Source organism: Terriglobus roseus DSM 18391 (genome assembly GCF_000265425.1).
GTDB classification, from domain to species: domain Bacteria; phylum Acidobacteriota; class Terriglobia; order Terriglobales; family Acidobacteriaceae; genus Terriglobus; species Terriglobus roseus.
Window position 1 is genome coordinate 2,108,348 of the sequence record NC_018014.1, and the last position, 18,785, is coordinate 2,127,132.

Annotated in this window: 11 protein-coding genes; 7 read left to right on the plus strand and 4 right to left on the minus strand. The window is 60.2% G+C overall.

What is annotated here, in order from left to right; all coding sequences use genetic code 11:
• Positions 1–11 precede the first annotated feature (11 nt).
• Complete coding sequence (locus tag TERRO_RS08765) at positions 12–1,898, minus strand: alpha-L-arabinofuranosidase C-terminal domain-containing protein (RefSeq protein ID WP_014785644.1); 1,887 nt, start codon at positions 1,896–1,898, stop codon at positions 12–14.
• 417 nt (positions 1,899–2,315) lie between these two features.
• Here TERRO_RS08765 and TERRO_RS08770 point away from each other — a divergent pair, with 417 nt between their 5' ends.
• The 5 genes from TERRO_RS08770 to TERRO_RS08790 all read left to right on the plus strand — a co-directional run bounded on the left by TERRO_RS08770 (position 2,316) and on the right by TERRO_RS08790 (position 9,798).
• Positions 2,316–3,845, plus strand: a complete 1,530-nt coding sequence (locus tag TERRO_RS08770) for a family 43 glycosylhydrolase (protein WP_014785645.1) — start codon at positions 2,316–2,318, stop codon at positions 3,843–3,845.
• A gap of 66 nt (positions 3,846–3,911) precedes the next feature.
• Positions 3,912–4,625 carry a hypothetical protein gene (locus tag TERRO_RS08775; RefSeq protein WP_014785646.1) on the plus strand — a complete coding sequence of 238 codons (714 nt, stop codon included), beginning with the start codon at positions 3,912–3,914 and terminating at the stop codon, positions 4,623–4,625.
• Between the two features lie 28 nt (positions 4,626–4,653).
• Complete coding sequence (locus TERRO_RS08780; RefSeq protein WP_014785647.1) at positions 4,654–6,561, plus strand: glycoside hydrolase family 127 protein; 1,908 nt, start codon at positions 4,654–4,656, stop codon at positions 6,559–6,561.
• A gap of 17 nt (positions 6,562–6,578) precedes the next feature.
• The gene (locus tag TERRO_RS08785; RefSeq protein WP_014785648.1) at positions 6,579–7,667 is read left to right on the plus strand and encodes an alpha/beta hydrolase; all 1,089 of its coding nucleotides are present in this window, start codon (positions 6,579–6,581) and stop codon (positions 7,665–7,667) included.
• Positions 7,668–7,686: 19 nt separating this feature from the next.
• Complete coding sequence (locus tag TERRO_RS08790; protein ID WP_014785649.1) at positions 7,687–9,798, plus strand: glycoside hydrolase family 43 protein; 2,112 nt, start codon at positions 7,687–7,689, stop codon at positions 9,796–9,798.
• Positions 9,799–9,938: 140 nt separating this feature from the next.
• Here the strand turns inward: TERRO_RS08790 and TERRO_RS08795 are convergent, their stop codons facing one another.
• The 3 genes from TERRO_RS08795 to TERRO_RS08805 all read right to left on the minus strand — a co-directional run bounded on the left by TERRO_RS08795 (position 9,939) and on the right by TERRO_RS08805 (position 14,871).
• Positions 9,939–11,144, minus strand: coding sequence for an alpha/beta hydrolase-fold protein (locus tag TERRO_RS08795; RefSeq protein WP_014785650.1), 1,206 nt, complete (start codon positions 11,142–11,144; stop codon positions 9,939–9,941).
• Positions 11,145–11,242: 98 nt separating this feature from the next.
• The gene (locus TERRO_RS08800; protein WP_041592521.1) at positions 11,243–12,727 is read right to left on the minus strand and encodes an outer membrane beta-barrel protein; all 1,485 of its coding nucleotides are present in this window, start codon (positions 12,725–12,727) and stop codon (positions 11,243–11,245) included.
• Entirely contained in the window at positions 12,724–14,871 is a 2,148-nt protein-coding gene (locus TERRO_RS08805) for a TonB-dependent receptor (protein ID WP_081490622.1), read from the minus strand. Before TERRO_RS08805 ends, TERRO_RS08800 begins: the two co-directional genes overlap by 4 nt.
• A 529-nt stretch (positions 14,872–15,400) precedes the next feature.
• On the opposite strand from TERRO_RS08805, the gene TERRO_RS08810 reads away from it, so the two are divergent.
• Together TERRO_RS08810 and TERRO_RS08815 are read left to right on the plus strand one after the other, a co-directional pair.
• Positions 15,401–16,672: an alpha/beta hydrolase-fold protein gene (locus tag TERRO_RS08810; protein WP_014785651.1), complete on the plus strand. Its 1,272-nt coding sequence runs from the start codon at positions 15,401–15,403 to the stop codon at positions 16,670–16,672.
• Positions 16,662–18,641, plus strand: a complete 1,980-nt coding sequence (locus TERRO_RS08815; RefSeq protein WP_014785652.1) for a carbohydrate binding domain-containing protein — start codon at positions 16,662–16,664, stop codon at positions 18,639–18,641. Before TERRO_RS08810 ends, TERRO_RS08815 begins: the two co-directional genes overlap by 11 nt.
• Positions 18,642–18,785 lie beyond the last annotated feature (144 nt).

Consider the following 18,785-nt stretch of genomic DNA (forward strand, 5'->3'; position numbering starts at 1 on the left):
ACGGCCGGTAACTACTTCAATGGAATATCTATGACCTGGATCGTGTTTCCCGGCACCGTGTAATCCAGATTTGCCTTCCACGTAGTCGACGACGTCACAGGCTTGATCGCCTCGGGACGCTCGATGGTGTTGGTGGCCCATCGACTGCCGGCGCTCAACGTGTACGTGGTCGCCTTGCCGCTCGCGACTCCAGGGATGTCCAGCGACAGCTTCTGCGTGCTGCTGGAGCCGTTCACCAGCTTCAGATGGAGCATCTTGTCCGCCGTCGAAACCGTCGCAGACCAGAAGAAGCGGCTGTTCAATCCGGTCGCATCCGTCTTCACGGTGTGATCGCCCAGGTGGCTCGCAAACAAAGCCTGTGCGTAATACGAAGGCGAGCCATACGCCTTCGACGCGTCATATCCGATCAGGTCGGATGGCCACTGCATGCCGCCGGGATTTACATTCACGAACAGCGGTGCATAGCAGGACATGATGATGATGTCGCTGTTGCGCTCCATGCCTGTCATCCATGCCGCATCACCCAGCGCCGCACCGAAGTCTGGCGTCGGCGATCCCGTTCGCGTGGCCCATTCACCAACGAAGATCTTTGGGCCCTTGCGGTCGGTCTTGTCATACATGTGCGCCATTGAGAACATCTCTTCCGGCGTCCGGTAGTAGTGATCATCCAGCACGTCAGGATTGCCACGCGTAATCGGCATCGTCGTGATCATCTTCAGCGATGGATACTTGGCGCGGATCGCCTTTGCAAAATCGTCGAAACGATCTTCGTAGGTCTTCGCCTTATCGAAAAAGTCCTCGTTGCCGATCTCGACATACTGCAGGGGGAACGGGGCCGGGTGACCATTCTTTACGCGCTCAGCGCCCCACTTGGTGCTCGCATCACCCGTAACGTATTCGATCTCATCCAGGGCTTCCTGGATGAAGGGCTTCAGCTCCGCGCCAGTAACGTGCTCACCCTTCAACGAATAACCCGCATAGACGGCCAGCACCGGCTCCACCTTCAGGTCCTCGCACCACTCCAGAAACTCCAGCAGTCCCATGCCGTCCGACGAGGTGTAGTTCCACGGACTGCGATGAGTCGGACGATCGACCAGCGGCCCGATCGTCTCCTTCCAGTTGAAGCGCTCCTTGATCGTGTCGCCCTCAAGGTAGTTGCCGCCGGGCAGCCGCAGAAAGTGCGGATTCATCGCAGCCATCATGCTCATCAGATCGGACCGGTTGCCATTCGCACGATCGTGGTACGTCGGCCCCATCAGCGACACCAGCTGCAACTCAACCGTTCCCGACTCACCGAAGAGAACTTCCAGGTGGTACGCACTCGACGCAACCGCCTTTGCGCTTGAGGTCATCTTGAAGGTGTACTGCTTCCAGCTTTCACCGCTGATCGCAACATCTGCCTTCGCAACGGCCTCGCCGCTCTCGTCAGAGATCAGCATCACCTGCGCCGTGCGCGCCTTGTCGGACTTCGCATAGAGCGATCCGGTGTATGCAGTTCCTGGCTTTACGCCCATTCCCCAGTAGCCCATATTGGCCACACCGGCCTGGTCGCTACCACCGGCCTTCAGGTTCAGCTTCATCGATGTGGACAGGGCAGTGCTCGGCCCATCGGTTCCGCCATCGATCTCCACCGTGCCGTTCCCGCGTGACGCAGGCAGCCACGACGAGAAGTTTTTGCCCCGGTGCTGGAACGAACGATTGCGGACCATCTCCGCATACAGGCCGCCGTCGTACGAGAAGTTAATCTCCTCGGTCATCAACCCGTACAGCATTGGACTCACGGGCGCTACCGAGGCGTCCGTCTGCACTTTCAGACTCGCAGTCTGAGCGGGAAGTGTGACTGCACAGGCGGCGAGCGCGGCGGCCGCCGCGACGAGAGATGGCTTGAGACGAAGCATGCGATTCACAGAACACCTTTCAGACTGCCGGGCCCCGAGAGTGCGGAAGACTGGAAGGCAGTCCGCGGCCAAGGCATTGGAACAACACAAAGTGAGTAAACGTTTACGTGCCACACGATAGTGACGCGCCACTTTGCTTGTCAAGAAAAGAGCGGCACCGCTCGCAAACGTCTTAACCACGGCTGACGCGGCTTTGCTTTGATAGGAGCTAACGGAAGAACAGACCCTTAGACGGCAAGTGCGTGCGGCGAAAGTGATTGACTAGCTGATGTCGAGATAGCTACCATGCCCTGCATTCAAGAAATCGTTTACTCACGCGCCAGACGTGAAGCGTCGCACCCCTTCTAAAAGGGCATGCGGCAAGCATCATCAGCATGCAACGCCGCTACAGACCTGAGAAGAGTGAGTCACCTCAACATGAAGACATTTCGCCGAATCGGAAAACTTGCCCTGCTCGCCGTAGCTGCCGCTGCGCCCATCGCACTCGCTCTGGATGGGCTGGTGAATATCCACGACCCCTCCACCGTCATCCAGTGCGACGGAAAATACTACGTCTACGGAACCGGCGGCACCGCGCTTGTCTCGGACGATGGCTGGGCCTGGCGAGCCGGCACGCGAGCGCCACGCACTGGCCTCGCTCCCGACGTGATTCACATCGGCGATCGCTACTACATGTACGTCGCACGCAACACCGGCGTCACCAAGGGCGCGATCAACATGATCTGGAGCAAGTCGCTCGATCCCGCGTCGCCCAACTACAAATGGGAAGAGGGCGGAGTGGTCGCCTCCTCGGACGGTGTCGAGGAGTCGAATGCCATTGATCCCGGTGTCTTCCTCGATCCCACAACCGGTCGTCTCTGGCTGGTCTATGGTTCGTACTTTGGCTTCATCCGTCAGGTAGAACTCGACCCGAAGACGGGCGCTCGCCTGCACGCAATCGACAAGCCGCGCGACCTCGCCGTCAACTGCGAAGCATCGGACATGATGTATCACGACGGCTGGTACTACCTGCTGGCAACTCACGGCAGTTGCTGCCGCGGTGCAGACTCCGGTTACAACATTCGCGTCGGCCGTTCGCGCAAGGTCACCGGCCCCTTCGTCGATGACATGGGCGTCGACATGATTGAGGGCGGCGGGAAGCTCCTGCTCGGTTCTGAGACGCGTGTCATCGGCCCCGGTCACTTTGGCCTGCTGGATCTGGGCGACGGCGTCCAGAAGTTCTCGCTGCACTACGAGGCCGACCTGGAACGCGGTGGCGCCAGTGTCCTCGATATCCGTCCGCTCCTTTGGAAGGACGGATGGCCGGTTGCCGGCAGCAACATGAAGGAAGGCACCTTAGAAATCGAGTCGGCCCGCGCCGGCACGGCACTCGAAATGGCGGTGGAAGGCATGCCGGTGGGCGGCCGCATCACCCGTCAACGCCCCGCAGGTCCTCCGCCCGGAGCAGCCGCACCGGGGACAGGTGCTCCAGCAGGCCCACCACCCGGTGGCGGCCCAGGAACCGGCGGCGGTATGTTCGCAGGCGTTGGCCATGTGATCGAGCCGCAGCAGGCCGCGCAGGTCTCCTCAAAGTGGCCGTCTGGCAACATCGACCTACGCCTCTCGAACTTCATGTCGCAGGCGCAGCAGCGGTGGACGATCAGCCCGGCGAAAGGCGCAGGTGGCTACCTCGGGTCGCCCTACTTCCGCATCACCATCGCCGGCACAGAACGCGCGCTCTCGGCCACGCCCGGTGGCGAACTGACCGTCGCCTCATCCTTCACAGGAGCACCCGAGCAGCTCTGGCGATTCGACCAGCTCGCCGATGGAACATGGCGCATCATGCCAAAGGCCGTACCCAACGCAACCCAGCCAATGGCACTCTCCGCAGTCGGCAGCGGCGGCGTGACGCTGGCAAAGTTCGATGCAGCAAGCGACCGGCAACACTGGCAAATTCAAGCCCAGTAGCTCTGCGCGCCGCTCCGTTCGTCATCTCGGAACAAACGTTTCATAGGAAACCGAAGGGCTGAATCGATGAAAGAGTTTCAATGGCGTTCCATCGCGTGGGTCGCAATCGTTACCGGAATCTTTTTGACCACAGTTGCTGCAAGATCAGCCGCAGCACAGGCTCCGACAGAAGCGCCCACCGGCCCCATCCCGGCCGCAACACTGACGACACCAACGACGCCCACCGCGGTGCCCAGCGCCGAAGGCTTCATCCAGCGCTGGCTCGTGCTTGAGCCGATTCCCGTCATGGGCGTCACACAGAACGCCGTGCAGGCCACCGTCAAGAAAGATGCCTTACCCGACACGCAGCCGGCGGTGCCACACACTGGCGATAAGACAACCGTCGACGGCAAAGACCTCACCTGGCACGCCCTCGACACAAAGAACTACAACCTCAACCTCTTTCATTTTTCGCGCTCCCTCGCCAGGCCGACATCGGACGTCCTGTTCTGGGCAGTGACCGTGGTCAACTCGCCCACTGAGATGAAGGACGTCCGTCTGGCCATCGGCTCCAACGCAGCCTCCGTCTGGTGGTTCAACGGCGAAGAGGTCATCGGCATTTACGGCGATCGCCAAACAGTCATCGACGACGGCGTCTCAAAGCGGCTCACACTGAAAAAAGGACAGAACATCATCCGTGCAGCCGTCGTGAACGGTGGCGGCGCAACGGACTTCTGCGCACGCCTCCTGGACGCAGACGACAAACCAATCAAGGGTTATACGATCACCCTTGCCAAGTAACAGCGGCAACCCCGGCCGTGGAGTCGATATGTGCATCGCAGTCACTCGTAGAAAAGTATTGCAGTGGGGCGCCATCCTCGCTGCAGCGCAAGTTACCCCCGGCCTCCGCGCGCAGGCGCGTCGGCCTGACGCCATGCTGCAGATCGACGGTCGCCTCTCGCCGTTTCCCATGAGCGCAGTCCGCCTCCTGGATGGTGAGTTCAAACGCTCCGCCGATGTGAATGAGAAGTATCTCGACAGCCTGCAGGTCGACCGCCTGCTGCACAGCTTCCGTCTCACCGCCGGCATCACTTCATCCGCAAAACCCTATGGTGGCTGGGAGATTCCGAATGGAGAACTCCGCGGCCACTTTGCCGGCGGGCACTATCTCTCCGCCGTAGCCTTTGCATCCGCAGGAGCAGGGAACACGACACTGCGCGAAAAAGGGAACGCCCTCGTAGCCGGCCTCGCCGCCTGTCAAAAGGCCAATGGCAATGGCTATCTCAGCGCCTACCCGCCCGAACTCTTCCAGCGGCTGGCCCTCGGCAAACAGGTCTGGGCACCGTTCTACACCTACCACAAGATCATGGCCGGCCTCGTCGACATGTACACGCAGACCGGCAACGAAGACGCGCTGAAGGTAGCAGAAGGCATGGCAGGATGGTCGTCAGCCTACTTCGCCGACATGAGCGATGCGCAGCGCCAAGGCATCCTCCGCATCGAGTACGGCGGAATGAACGAAGTCCTCGTGAACCTCTACAGCCTCACCGGCAAGGAGCGTTACCTCTCGCAGGCGCGCAAGTTTGAGCAGCCCACCTTCCTCGATCCACTCGCAGCGCATCGCGACGAACTGCAGGGCCTCCACGCCAACACCAGCATCCCCAAGATCATCGGTGCCGCCCGCATGTACGAAGCGACGGGCGATCGCCGTTACCAGGAGATCGCCAGCTACTTCCTCGACGACGTCCTCTCCGCGCACACCTACGCCATCGGCAACACCAGCGACGACGAACACTGGCGGACGCCCGCAGGCTCGTTGGCCGGTTCGCTCTCGCTCAAGAACGCAGAGTGCTGCGTCGCCTACAACCTCATGAAGCTCGAACGGCACCTCTCCGCATGGACCGGTGACGCTCGCTGGATGGACGCCTACGAGCGGACGCTCTTCAACGCTCGCCTCGGCACGCAGGACGCCGCCGGCCTGAAGCAATACTTCTTCCCGCTCGCCGCCGGCTACTGGCGCGTCTACGGCTCGCCCGAAGAGTCCTTCTGGTGCTGCACCGGCACTGGCGCAGAAGACTTCGCGAAGTTCGGCGACTCCATCTACTTCCATGCGAACGACACGGTCTACGTCAACCAATTCATCGCATCCGTCCTGACGTGGAAGGAAAAGGGCTTCACCCTGCGGCAGGAAACAAGCTTCCCATCCGAGTCGCAGACGCGCCTCACCATACAGACGGCGCAGCCGCAGGAACGCTCCATCGCCATCCGCATCCCCTCATGGATCGCCGATGGAGGTTTTGTCGCCGTGAATGACAAGCGCCTCGAAGCCTTCGCCGAGCCGGGCTCCTACCTCGTCATCCGCCGGACCTGGCACGCTGGCGACACCGTGACGGTGCATCTCCCCATGGCCCTGCGAGAGGAGCCGCTACCCGGCAGCCCAAACACCGCCGCCGCTCTCTACGGCCCGCTCGTTCTTGCAGGCACACTCGGGGACGGCCCGACCTCCGGCCCGACAAAAATCCTCACCGGCCGAGGCACCGCACCGGAAGGTGTTCCTGCTGCCGCACCACTTCCAGGAATCAAGGCTGGCACTACACCCGGCAGCTGGCTCAAGCCGGTGCAGGGAAAGCCACTCCACTTTCAGGCGGAAGACAAGGCGGGCGCAGCGGTAGAAGTCATGCCGATGTACCAGGTCCGCGACCAGAAATATTCCGTCTACTGGCAGCGCAATACATAAGTAAGAAAGGTTCTTCCATGCAACGTGTCACAGTCTCCCTCTGTCTCTTGCTGGGATTAGCAGCGGGCGCCGCAACGCAAATGCACGCGCAGGCAAAGACCGAGGTCCCGGCAGTCATTCCCGGTGCCAAGCCCGTCCGGACGGAGAAGATCAAGATCCACGGCAAGTTCCTTGAGGGCAGTCTTGAAGGTGACTCTGCAGACCGCGACGTCATCGTCTATCTGCCGCCCAGCTACGACAAAGATAAGAAGCGCCACTATCCCGTCATCTACGCGCTCCACGGTTACTCCATCGGAGCCGACCAGTGGAGCAAGGAGATCCACGTCCCGCAGACCATCGAAGGCGGTCTCGCACAGGGCGCGAAGGACATGATTGTCGTGCTGCCGGACTCCAAGACAGTACACAACGGTTCCATGTACTCAAGTTCGGTCACAACGGGCGACTTCGAACGCTTCATCGCGCAGGAAGTCGTCGCATACATCGACGCACACTACCGCACAATGCCCAACCGTGCCAGCCGCGGCCTCGTCGGCCACTCCATGGGTGGCTACGGCGCCAGCCGAATCGGCATGAAGCACGCTGATGTCTTCGGCAGCCTCTACATCATGAGTCCGTGCTGCATGTCGGCGCGCCCCGCAGGCCCCGCCAACGCCGAGATGGAAAAGACGCTGGCTGCAGTCAAGAACGCGGAAGATTCCGCCAAGCTGCCCTTCGGCGCGCGCGCTCAACTCGCAACCGCCGCGGCATGGTCACCCAATCCGAAGAACCCACCGCTCTACCTTGACCTGCCCACGAAGGACGGCGTCACGCAGCCCGACGTGCTCGCCCGCTGGGCAGCAAATGCCCCCTTGGAATTCGTCGATCAATACATCGACGAACTCAAGCGCTATCACGCCATCGCGATGGATGTGGGCGATCAGGATGGTCTCAGGATCGACGCAGGCAAGCTGCACAACATCATGGATCAGTACGGCGTTGCCAACTCCTTTGAGATCTACCCCGGCACACACACGAGCGCCGTCGCCGACCGCTTCCAGAACCACGTGATGCCGTTCTTCAGCAAGAACCTGTGCTTCGATACAACATGCGCCGATCACACCCACTAGGCAAAAGGAGCAGCAATTGATGGTGGCATGTAGATACATGAGGTCCTCACTGTTGCACCACCTCAAAGCGACCACCACAAGCCTGCTCTTCTTCGCCGCGCTCTGCTGCTTTGCAAGAGGCCACGCGCAGACATGGCACGCCGACAACGGCGACGGTACGTACAGCAATCCGCTCTTCTACGACGAGTTCTCCGACCCTGACATGATTCGTGTCGGGTCGGACTTCTATCTCACCGGCACCACCATGCACAGCATGCCGGGCCTTCCTATCCTGCACTCCAAAGACCTCGTCAACTGGGACTTCGTAACTTACGCGCTCGATAAACTCGACCTTGGTCCCGAGTACCGCCTCGAGGACGGTCGAAGCATCTACGGCCAGGGCATCTGGGCGCCCAGTTTCCGCTATCACAACGGCACGTACTACATCTTCAGCAACGTCAACGGTAAGACCACACAGCTCTTCCAGGCGACCAGCCCCGCCGGACCATGGACGCGCAAACCCATGACGCAGAGCCTGCACGATCTTTCCGTGCTCTTCGACGACGACGGCAAGGCCTACGCCGTCTGGGGCTACCGAGCCATCCATCTGGCACAACTCACAGACGACCTCACCGACATCGTGCCCGGCAGTGAACAGCAGATCATCAATCCCGATCAGGGCATGGGCGAAGGCCTGCACCTCTACAAGATCAAGGGCAAGTACATCCTTACCAGCGCCTGGTACGTCGGCGAAGAGCGGATGCCAACCGCCCGCGCCGACAAACTCACCGGCCCATGGGAGGTCAATCAGAACGTCAGCCGCGGCGAAGACTTCGGCCTGGTTAAAGGCCACGGCATGAACCCGGGCCCACGCCGCGACGGCTCCATCAAGCCGCCCTACAAGATCACGCCACCCAACCCCGAAACGATGGGCCGCGTCGCCATCCATCAGGGCGGCATCCTCGACACACCCACCGGCGAGTGGTGGGGCTTCTCCATGCAGGATGCCAACGCGATCGGCCGGCTGCTCAGCATCTCACCCGTCACGTGGACGGACGGATGGCCCTACTTCGGTCTGCCCGGCAATCTCGGCCGCACCCCACGCACCTGGCTCAAGCCCAACACCGGCACCACCAGCGCAGTACATGCACCCTATGTGCGCAACGATGACTTCTCCGGACCGAAGCTGGCCAACATCTGGCAGTGGAACCATGTACCCGTCGACGGCAAATGGTCGCTCACCGAGCGCCCCGGCTATCTTCGCCTCCACGCCATGCCGGCAACCGAACTCCGCGCCGCAAAGAACACCCTCACGCAACGTGCCATCGGCCCACAGTCCACACCCACCACCGTGCTCGACACCAAAGGCATGGCAACGGGAGACACAGCAGGCCTGGCCCTCTTCAACTTCCCGAACGCCTGGATCGGCGTCACAAAGACAGACACAGGCCAATCCATAACGGTCTCCGACGAACAAGCCCCAGGCCCTGTCTCAGAACCGCTCCAGTCCAACCGCGTCTGGCTGCGAGCCACCTGCGATTACCGGAAAGAGACAGCACAGTTCAGCTACAGCACCAACGGCAAGGACTTTCGCAACCTCGGCGCGCCTGTCACGCTCGTCTACCAGATCATCACCTTCCAGGGCATCCGGTACTCGCTCTTCAGCTACAACAGTGCAGGGAAGCCAGTGTCCGGCTACGCCGACTTCGACGACTTTACGGTGAACGAACCAGCACCCCGAGCCAACATGCAGCCCATCCCATACGGAAAGTCGATCGCACTCCAGACCTTCGGCCTGGCCGCGACCTCCGGCATCTCGCTCAAAGGTGCAGCGCCAGCCATGACCCCGACTGCGACAGGCCATATCGAAGTCCGTCGCGCAGGTCCCGGCCGCATTCAACTCTGCAGCCAGAATCGCTGCCTGCACGTAGATGAAGCCGGCGCAACGACCATGCAGGCAGGCAAGCCTGCATCCGGCAATACCTTCCAATGGATCACCAGCCTGACCGGTGAACTGACCCTGATGTCACTCCAGAACCACCGCTATCTCCGCGCTGACGCCGCCACTGGAAAGCTGATCGCCGACAGCCCCGGCCCAAGGCCCAACGCAACCGACGGCGCACGCTTCACCTGGCACACAACGAACAAATAGCCAACACAAAACCGGGTGCCCCACGTCTCGCTTCTGAGACGTGGGTTCGTCTGAATCCGTGACATCAAAGACCTACAGCACAAGTAAAGGCGTCCGAAATCCGGAGGCCCTTGCTCTTTCTCTATGGAACAACAACAGCCCTATCGAAACAAACGCGGTGCAAAGTCCTGAAACGACCGTCGCCAAGTCAACCACTCATGCGCCGTTCCTGGTGACTCGAAGTACACATTGTTCACGCCAGCGGTCTGTAGCGCATCGCTGAACTGCTTCACGCGCGGCCCCTCCACAGATCCCGTCGAGATATAAAGCAACTTCACCTTTTTGTTGAACGCCGCCGGATCCGCAAAGGCGCCACTGCAACTCGTCTTCGGATCGAAGCTGGCGCCCAGGCTGCCGCAGTTGCCGCTGAATCCCGCCAGGTAAGCAAACTTATCCAGATTGGTAAGTCCCGTGTTGAGCGTCTGAAAACCACCCATCGACAGTCCAGCCATCGCGCGGTTCTCACGACCTGGCGCCGTGCGGTAGTTCTTCTCCACCATCGGGATCAGGTCCGCAACCATCATCTCGGTAAACGTATTGCTCATGCGCGGCATGCCACGGGGAGCCGGCGTCGCACCCGGCGCGGGCGGCGGCACTGGCACGGCCTGTGTCAGCACAGAACGAGCGTTGTAAATCGACGCATCCTCACCCGGCTTCGCTGCGTTCAGGTTATCCATCACAATCACCATCGGCTTGGCCTTGTTCGTGGCGATCAGGTTATCCATGATCTGGTCGACATGGCCCTGGTAGGTCCAGCCGACTTCGTTTTCCCCCCACCCATGCAGCAGATACAGAACTGGGTAACGCACCTTCGCGTTCGCGTCATAACCCGGCGGGGTGTACACCATGGCACGTCGCCACTGCTGCGTCACCGTAGAGAAGTACTCCTGTTCGCGCACCACTCCATGCGGCACGTCCTTGTGTGCATAGAACTCCGCATCCGCAGCCGGAACCTCAATGGCGCTGCTCCACAGGCCGCCGCCAAAGTAAGTCCGCGTCGCCGGGTCTGACACTGACGCCCCGTCGATGTTGATCGTGTAGTAGTGGAAACCCTCCACCAGTGGCGGTGTCGTGGCATACCACAGGCCATCTTCCTTCTTGGTCATATCGACGCGCCCACCGGCGCTCACCTGCACCTTCTGAGCGGCCGGCGCATTCACGCGAAACATCGCCGTCCGGTCCGGCATCACGCAGGGATAAGGTGCACCCGGAATATTCAACGACGACGGTTTACACGCAGCCGGCGGCTGCGCCCATGCGGTGCCTGCGGTCAGGGCCGCTGCGGCGAACATTGCAATGTATTTCATAAGTCCTCGTTTTCAGGTTAAGAAGGCAATCGAACGGCCTCCCCGAATGCCGCACAAAGCCATCCAGGGCTATTCATAGGAAGTGCAGGGAGACCGCGTCAGAACAGATATTTGGCCGCCAGCTGCAGTTGACGCATATTCCCCGCGGTCACCTGTCCAAACGTCGACGAGTTGATCGTCAGCGTCGGCGTGTTCCAGTTCGGATGGTTCAGTGCATTGAAGGCCTCAAAGCGGATCGACAGTGCATGATGCTCACCGTAGGGCATCGCAAAGTCTTTATGAAGCGAAGCATCCAGGTTCGTGACGCCCGGCCCGGTAAAGCTGCCGCGGCTCACATTGCCGAAAGTCCCGGCGGGTGACTTCGCATACGCCGCAAGGTTTGCCCACTTATCAACCGATCGCGCAGTCCCTGAGAGATACTGACTGACGCCGGTCTGGTTCGGACGATCGAAGTTTCCAAACGGACTGCTGATGCCGGCATTATCCGCACCCGTCTGCGGGGTCGCCACCTGGCCTGTCTGGTGCGTGAAGATTCCGCCCACCTGCCATCCGGCAAGGATCGAAACCAACGCCTTATTCTGCAGCGGGATCAGCCGGCCCGGTCCGATTGGCAGCTCATACAGTGCGGCCACCACTACGCGATTCCTCACATCGAACGCGGACGGGCCATACTCGCAGGAAAGGCAGTAGCTGTTCTGTGGGTACAGCTGATCGTTGCCCTGGTTGCGAATGCCGCTCGTGTTGTCCAGCGACTTCGAGTACGTGTACGAGCTGGTAAGACTCATACCCTTGCTGAACCGACGGTTTAGCTTGAACGTTGCAGAGTTGTAGTTTGCACTGCCGCCGTCGTGGACATACTGCAAACCGCCCGCCACGTTCGGGAACGGCTGACGTGGCCCGACCGGAGTCGCCGAGGTGCTGCCAAAGAAGCTCCACGGCGTTGCAGCGTTTGCATTGATGAAGCCATACAGATGCCGGCTCAATGCGCCCTGGAACCCCGCCTCCATGGACCAGTTCTTGCCGATCTGCTGCTGAATATTCAAAAGAAACTGCTGGGTATAGCTGGTCTTGTGACTCACGGCATTTGAGAAGGCTACCGTCGTCGCCGGCAGGTTCACCGTGGTGGCGCCGCTCGCGCCAGGAGCAGCGTTCGCCCACGTCAGGTTCGAGGGAGCGCCAAGCTGATTCGCATTCTGGTTCGTCACCGTGACGCGTCCCGCGATGTTGCGCGAAATATCAAAGACCGCGTTTGCGACGTCCTGCGTGTAGAAGATGCCGAACCCGGCGCGGATCACCGTCTTCTCCATGGGCGCCCACGACAGGCCGATACGCGGCGCAATGTCGGTATACCGGGTGTTCATCAGCGTGTCATTGGGAATCTGTCCGTTGCTGCACTCCGCCCGGCTCGCCGTCCACCGGACTGCAATGCTCGCGTACACATCGGCCGGAGCGCAGTTGCCCTGCCGCACATAGTAGGGAAGCTGCGCTGCGGTGTAAGTCGTGTTGGTGTCACCCTGCTTCGGAAGTTGTGGCAGGCGCACGTTAAAGTTGTTGCCGAACGTGTTCGTCCACGGCGGAGTCAACTCGTATCGCAGGCCAATGGATGCGGTGAACTTCTGGCTCCCTTGAACGTGTCGTCGACATAACCGGCCTGCACATTCCGCACGTCATTCGCGTTGGCTACTGCCACGGCAACTACAGACTGCTGCAGATTACCCAGCAGCAAATCCGCCAGGGAATCGCCGCCGGTCAGCGTCGTCCCGGTATAGAACGAAGTGGTCAGCGGCTGCGCGGAAAATTGGCCACGAGAGAACTGGTTGCCAAGCTGGTTGAATGTCTGCCGGTTGAACTCATACCCCAGGCGAAGCGAGTGCTTGCCGCGGATCAGCGTTACGTTGTCGACAATCTGCCAGGAGGGGTCGCGGAGCACGTACGGTCCATCCCCTCCCTGATCGCCGAACCCCGTCCAGATAGCCGGCGCGGTGCCAAACGCACCCGAACTCTGAACACCGGAAACGGCGAAGTTCGAAAAGCTCACGGAAGGAATGCCCCAGGTCGCCGGATCGCCCCCGGTAAGCCCGGGAATGCCAAGGCTGCTCACGACGTCGGTCGTAAATGCGGACACCAGGCCCAGCGAGTTGAAGAAGTTGCTATAACCAAACCGCGTTTCGTTCACCACCGTGGGCGAGAAGGTATGCGTCAGCGATCCCATGTATTGCTGATATTGCGTGATGGTCTTACTGCCGGCGCCAAGCAGCCCTGTGTTAAGAGAATCGCCATCACCCTGGCCGTAGCGGAAGCTGATCTGCGTCCGATCGGACCAGTTGTAGTCACCGCGCACATACAGGCTCTCGCGGTTCGAAGGGCTGGTGGTGGAGTACCGATAATTCGGGACGGCCGCGCAGTTCGTGTTGGTCGTGACCTTTGCTGGGCAGTTGTAAGTCGGCAAACTCGCTGCAGTACCCAGGTACTTCAAAAGTGCGGTGGTCTGCTTCGAGATCCGACCTGCCGGAATGATGTTATTCGGAAACGGCTGCCTGCCTGTTCCGTTCGCATTTCCGGTCGATGGATCATAGATCGTGACAGGAGCATTGCGAACGGCCCCGCTCGGATCAACATACTGGTAGGAGTAACCACGGAAGTCGCCCCCGGCCATCGCCGCTGTTGGCACCGTCGCCGTCGCATTGGGATTGCTAGAGCGGCTGCGGAACCACTCCTTCGAAACCATGAAAAAGAACTTATCCTTGCCGTTATAAAGCTTCGGAATCCGGATTGGACCGTCCAGTTCAAAACCAAAATCGTTGTACTTGAATGGGTTGATCTGCTGCACAGCTCCGGCTGCCTGGCGCTGCGGGAACCAGTAGGGCCGCGCGTCAACAAAGTTATTCCGAATAAACTCGTATGCCGTACCGTGATACTTGTTCGTGCCGCCCTTCGTCACAACGTTGACCTGCGAAGCTTCATGCCCAAACTCCGCAGAGTAGACGCCGGTCTGAACCTTCATCTCCTGTATGGCATCCGGAGAAGGTAGACCGATATAGGTATTGAAGTCGGGATCGGTATTATTCACGCCGTCCAGCGTGAAGTAATTGAACATAATGCGCTGCCCGCCCACCGCGATGGACTGGTTCGCGCGGTCGCCACCCAGGCGGCTGCCGGCCTGACCCGATGCCTGGGAGAGCGTATTCACGTTGGAAGAGAGGGCCACCAGACCAAGGTAGTTCCGTCCATTCAGCGGTAACTCCGTAAGCTCTTCGTTTCCAATTACCGTACCGGTTGCTGCATTCTCAGACTGCAGCAACGTGCCCGCAGTCGAAACCTCAACTGTCTCACTGATGGCACCGATCTCCAGGTGCACGTCCAAGCGAACAGACTGTCCGATCTGTACATCGAGCGCACTGCTCGAACTGGTCTTGAAGCCGGCATGCTGTGCGGACACCACGTACGAGCCGATGGGAACTTCCGTAAAAGTGTAATCGCCAGTGGAAGTTGTCACCGTCGTGCGCTCGGCACCGGTGTCCACATTCTTCAACAAAATTGAAGTGACAGGTACCGCAGCACCTTGCGGATCGGCAACGTGGCCAGAGATGCTTCCCGAAGTCTGTCCATATGCACTCGTTGCCAATGCAACTACGATTCCCGCTACAGCCACGGACGGCGACAGGACATCGCGTACGCAGGTAAACGTTTTCCCTACCGGACGAAAAGCTCCTGGAAACTTCTCCATGTATGCGACCTCTGAAATTGTCGGTTGAAAATCGAGGAACTATACAATCTGTCCGTCATCGATAGTCAAGAGTTTTTTTGAGCTGCGAACAAAAAACGTTTCACTCGCATCGTCTCCACGGCCAGTGCCCACGTTGCCGCATGCTTGCAGGCAAAGCTTCAGCAGATACAACCACCTTTCAAACGGTAGTGCGTGGTGATTCCGCCCGAACGCTTTTGGAAAACCTCGCACCGAAATGAATCGGCGCATCGGAATCGTTACTGACCCTGGCGTCCGTCAGCTCTCTCCTGGAGGGGATTGTTCTGGTTACACGCGCAACCGAAAAATCGCACATCCTCCAAGGGCGCGTCGCCCGCGGCACCTGGTGTAAGATCGGGTCGCATTGTAGTAAACGTTTACGTGGCCGTGAGTCGTAGGGATGTGAAAGTCAGTTACCGCGCAAAACGCACGACGGCGAACGAGCTGCCCATCAGTCCCGCTGTTCTGCAGCCGCAGCAAGCCGTCGATACAGGGCGTTTCAGGAGAGTTCATGGTTCTGCGTACGACCGCGCTTTGCTTCGCCTGTCTCGCACTCACAACGGGAACCCAGGCGCAGACGCCGACGCCTCCGGTCACGACTGCCGCTCCTGCAGTTCGCCCATCCGGCAGACCCGCCCCGCTGGTGTCGCCACAGCTCGCACCCGACAACCGCGTGACCTTACGCATCTACGCACCGCAGGCATCCGCCGTTACGCTGGCCGGCGACATGGGGCAGGGCGTCGCCCGTGACCCTGCCAGTAATGGAACCACAGCGCAGGCCCTCGCAGCAGCCATCCCCATGATCAAAACGCCCGACGGCGTCTGGACAGGCAGCTCCGCGCTCCCGATCAAATCCGGCGCCTGGCGCTATCACTTCCTGGTTGATGGCGCGTCCGTGGTTGACTCGCGCAACGTAAACACCTCGCCCTACCAGTCCCAGATGGAAAGCCTCCTCATCGTGCCGGGCGATTTTTCAGACACGCGCAACGTGCCGCACGGCAGCGTCTCCAGGGTCAAATACATGGCGTCCACCTATCAGGGCGCGACCCGCGAAATGTATGTCTACACGCCGCCAGGGTACGAGAAGGGAAGCGGCACCTACCCGGTCCTCTACCTCATCCACGGCGGCGGAGAGACCGCGGCCTCATGGTCCACGGTCGGCCGCGCCAACGACATCCTCGACAACCTCATCGCCGAAGGCAAGGCCGTGCCCATGATCATCGTCATGCCATCCGGCTGGACACCGCTCGGCGGCCAGGTCATGACCTCCGACGCAACGAAAGACCCCTTCAACGACGAGATGATGAAGGACATCATCCCGTACATGCAAACCCACTTCCGCGCGAAGACAAGCCCGAACGATCGGGCACTCTCAGGCCTCTCCATGGGTGGCATTCAGACGCTGAACGTCGGCCTCCACAACCTCGGCAGCTTTCGCTATCTCGCCGTCATGAGCTCCGGCTGGACCACCGACCAAGACCGTCAGGCCTTCTTCACGACCGAAGCCGCGCGCATCCCCACGTACAACTCCCAACTCAAACTCTTCTGGTGGGGCTGGGGCGCAACCGACATAGCTCGTCCTAATTCACTACTTGTAACGGATCGCTTCAAGGCGAAGGGTGTCCACATGGAAACCATGGAGACAGCCGACGGTCATGAGTGGAAGAATTGGCGTCTCTACCTGCACGAGGTCGCACCGAAGCTCTTCCAACCCTCAAAGCCGAACGAACAAGTCTCTGCGCGCAGGGGCACAGCACAAAAAGGAATCCGCATTGAACCGTAGACACTTTGTCCTGAGCACCATCGCTGCCACGGCCGCTCTTCCCATACGCGCCACACCATGGCTGTCAGTTGCGGACGCGGAGACTTTAGAGCCAGGTGTCGCCGTGCTGCTCGTCGACACGGACCGAAAGACAGCACCCATCGATCGCAACATCTACGGCCAGTTCCTCGAACACATCAATCACTCCGTTGAAGACGGCCTTTACGCCGAGCAGATCCAGGGCGCGGGGTTCGAAGGCGATGACTTCAAAACCTACTGGAAGCCGTCCAGCGAAAAGGGTCACGTCGAACTCATAGATCTGGAGTTTCAGAACGGCAAGAAAAGTGTCCGTCTCACTGCCCAGGGTGGCCACGCCTCCATCCGGCAGGGCCGCATCTTTCTCGAGCAGGGCAGCCGCTACGAAGGCTCACTCTGGGTCAAGCGCGAGCGAGGATCCTCGCACCTTACCCTCCGCGTCCTCGGCCACGCAGGAGAGCAGATCGCGTCCCTCCCAATCGCCGTCACTGGCTCCGAGTGGAAGGAACTCCCGTTCTCCTTCACAAGTACCGTCAGAGACACGCAGGCGTCCATCGAACTCACCGCATCCGGCAACGGCTCCATCCTCGTCGACTTCATCTCCATGATGAGTGCAGCCGCCCGCGCCAACGGCATGTTCCGCCACGATCTCTACAGTGCGTTCAATGACCTCAAGCCCGCGTTCATCCGGTGGCCCGGTGGCTCTTTCGCATCCACATACAGGTGGAAGGAAGGCATCGGTCGCTACGCCGCACGCGGCTATCATCCCAATACCTACTGGGGCGGTTACTCCGATTACTTCGGCTTCGGCACCGACGAGTTCCTGTCACTCTGCAAGAAGCTGAAAGCCGAGCCGCTCATCACGCTCCCCGCAACCAGCACCAAACCCGAAGACGTGCAGTACGCCATCGATTGGATCCACTACGTAAACGACCCGCCGACGACGGAGATGGGAAAGCTGCGAGCGGCCAACGGCCACCCCGAACCCTACAACGTCAAGCTCTTCCAGATCGACAACGAGCCCATGAACAACGGCTTCACGCCCGATGCATACGCGGAGATCGTGAACGTCTACGGTCCGCGCATCCGTGCCGCAGCACCATCCGCAAAGGTCGTAGCCTGCGGACAGAAACGCTCGAATGACATGGAGTGGAGCGAGAAAGTCATCGACCTGGCAGGGAAGAACTTCGATGTCCTCGGCTGCCATAACTACGAATACGAACCCGATAACTTCGAGACAGGCGTCCGCCGCATCCACGAATACCTCGTGAAGCTGCGGGACCACGTCCACAACTCGGACCACCCCAAGATCGAGATCGCGGTCCTCGAATGGAGCCTGCAACACACCTACGACTGGCGGGCCGGCCTGCACGCTGCGGGCAGCCTCATGATGTACGAAAGCCTGAGTCCAGCGCTCAGCATGACCTGTCCGGCGCTGCTCATGCGTAACATCACCGACGATCCCACGTGGACCTCGTCCATCTATCACGACCACGTCTCGTGGTTTCCGGGCGGCAGTTATCCCGTCGAAAAACTCTTCAGCGACTGCTACGCCGAACGCTTTCTCGCATCGACCTCCGGAACCTTTCGCGATCAGCCGAACCGCGCCATCCTCTTCGACAAGATCTCGACCGCAATTCCGAAGGGCTGGATTCCCGGCTCGGTGGACGCAGTCGCGACGGCCAGTGAAGACAACCGCCGCATGGTCATCAAAGCGGTCAACTACCGAGGTGTGAAGGCAGACCTGCTCGTACGTCTGCAAGGTGCCCGGACCCCGAAGAACGCTACCGCCGTGCTGCACACCATCACCGCAGCACCAACCGCCGCAGCGTCCATTGAAAACCCAAACGCCATCCTGACGGAAACAAAGTCCTTCCCATACACAAGCGAATTCACCATCAACCTCGCGCCGTACACCGTGGCAGTGCTCGAGATAACTGGCTCCGCTGCGTAATACGCACGGAAACTCGCTGCGACAACTCGCACACCGGGTTGCCGCAGCGCTGTCGCAGCGTGAGCAAATCCAGGTCAGGAGCGATAGGGAACAAGTGTCACAGGCGCACGAAGACAAGCGAAGCAGTCAGAAGAATGTAATGGG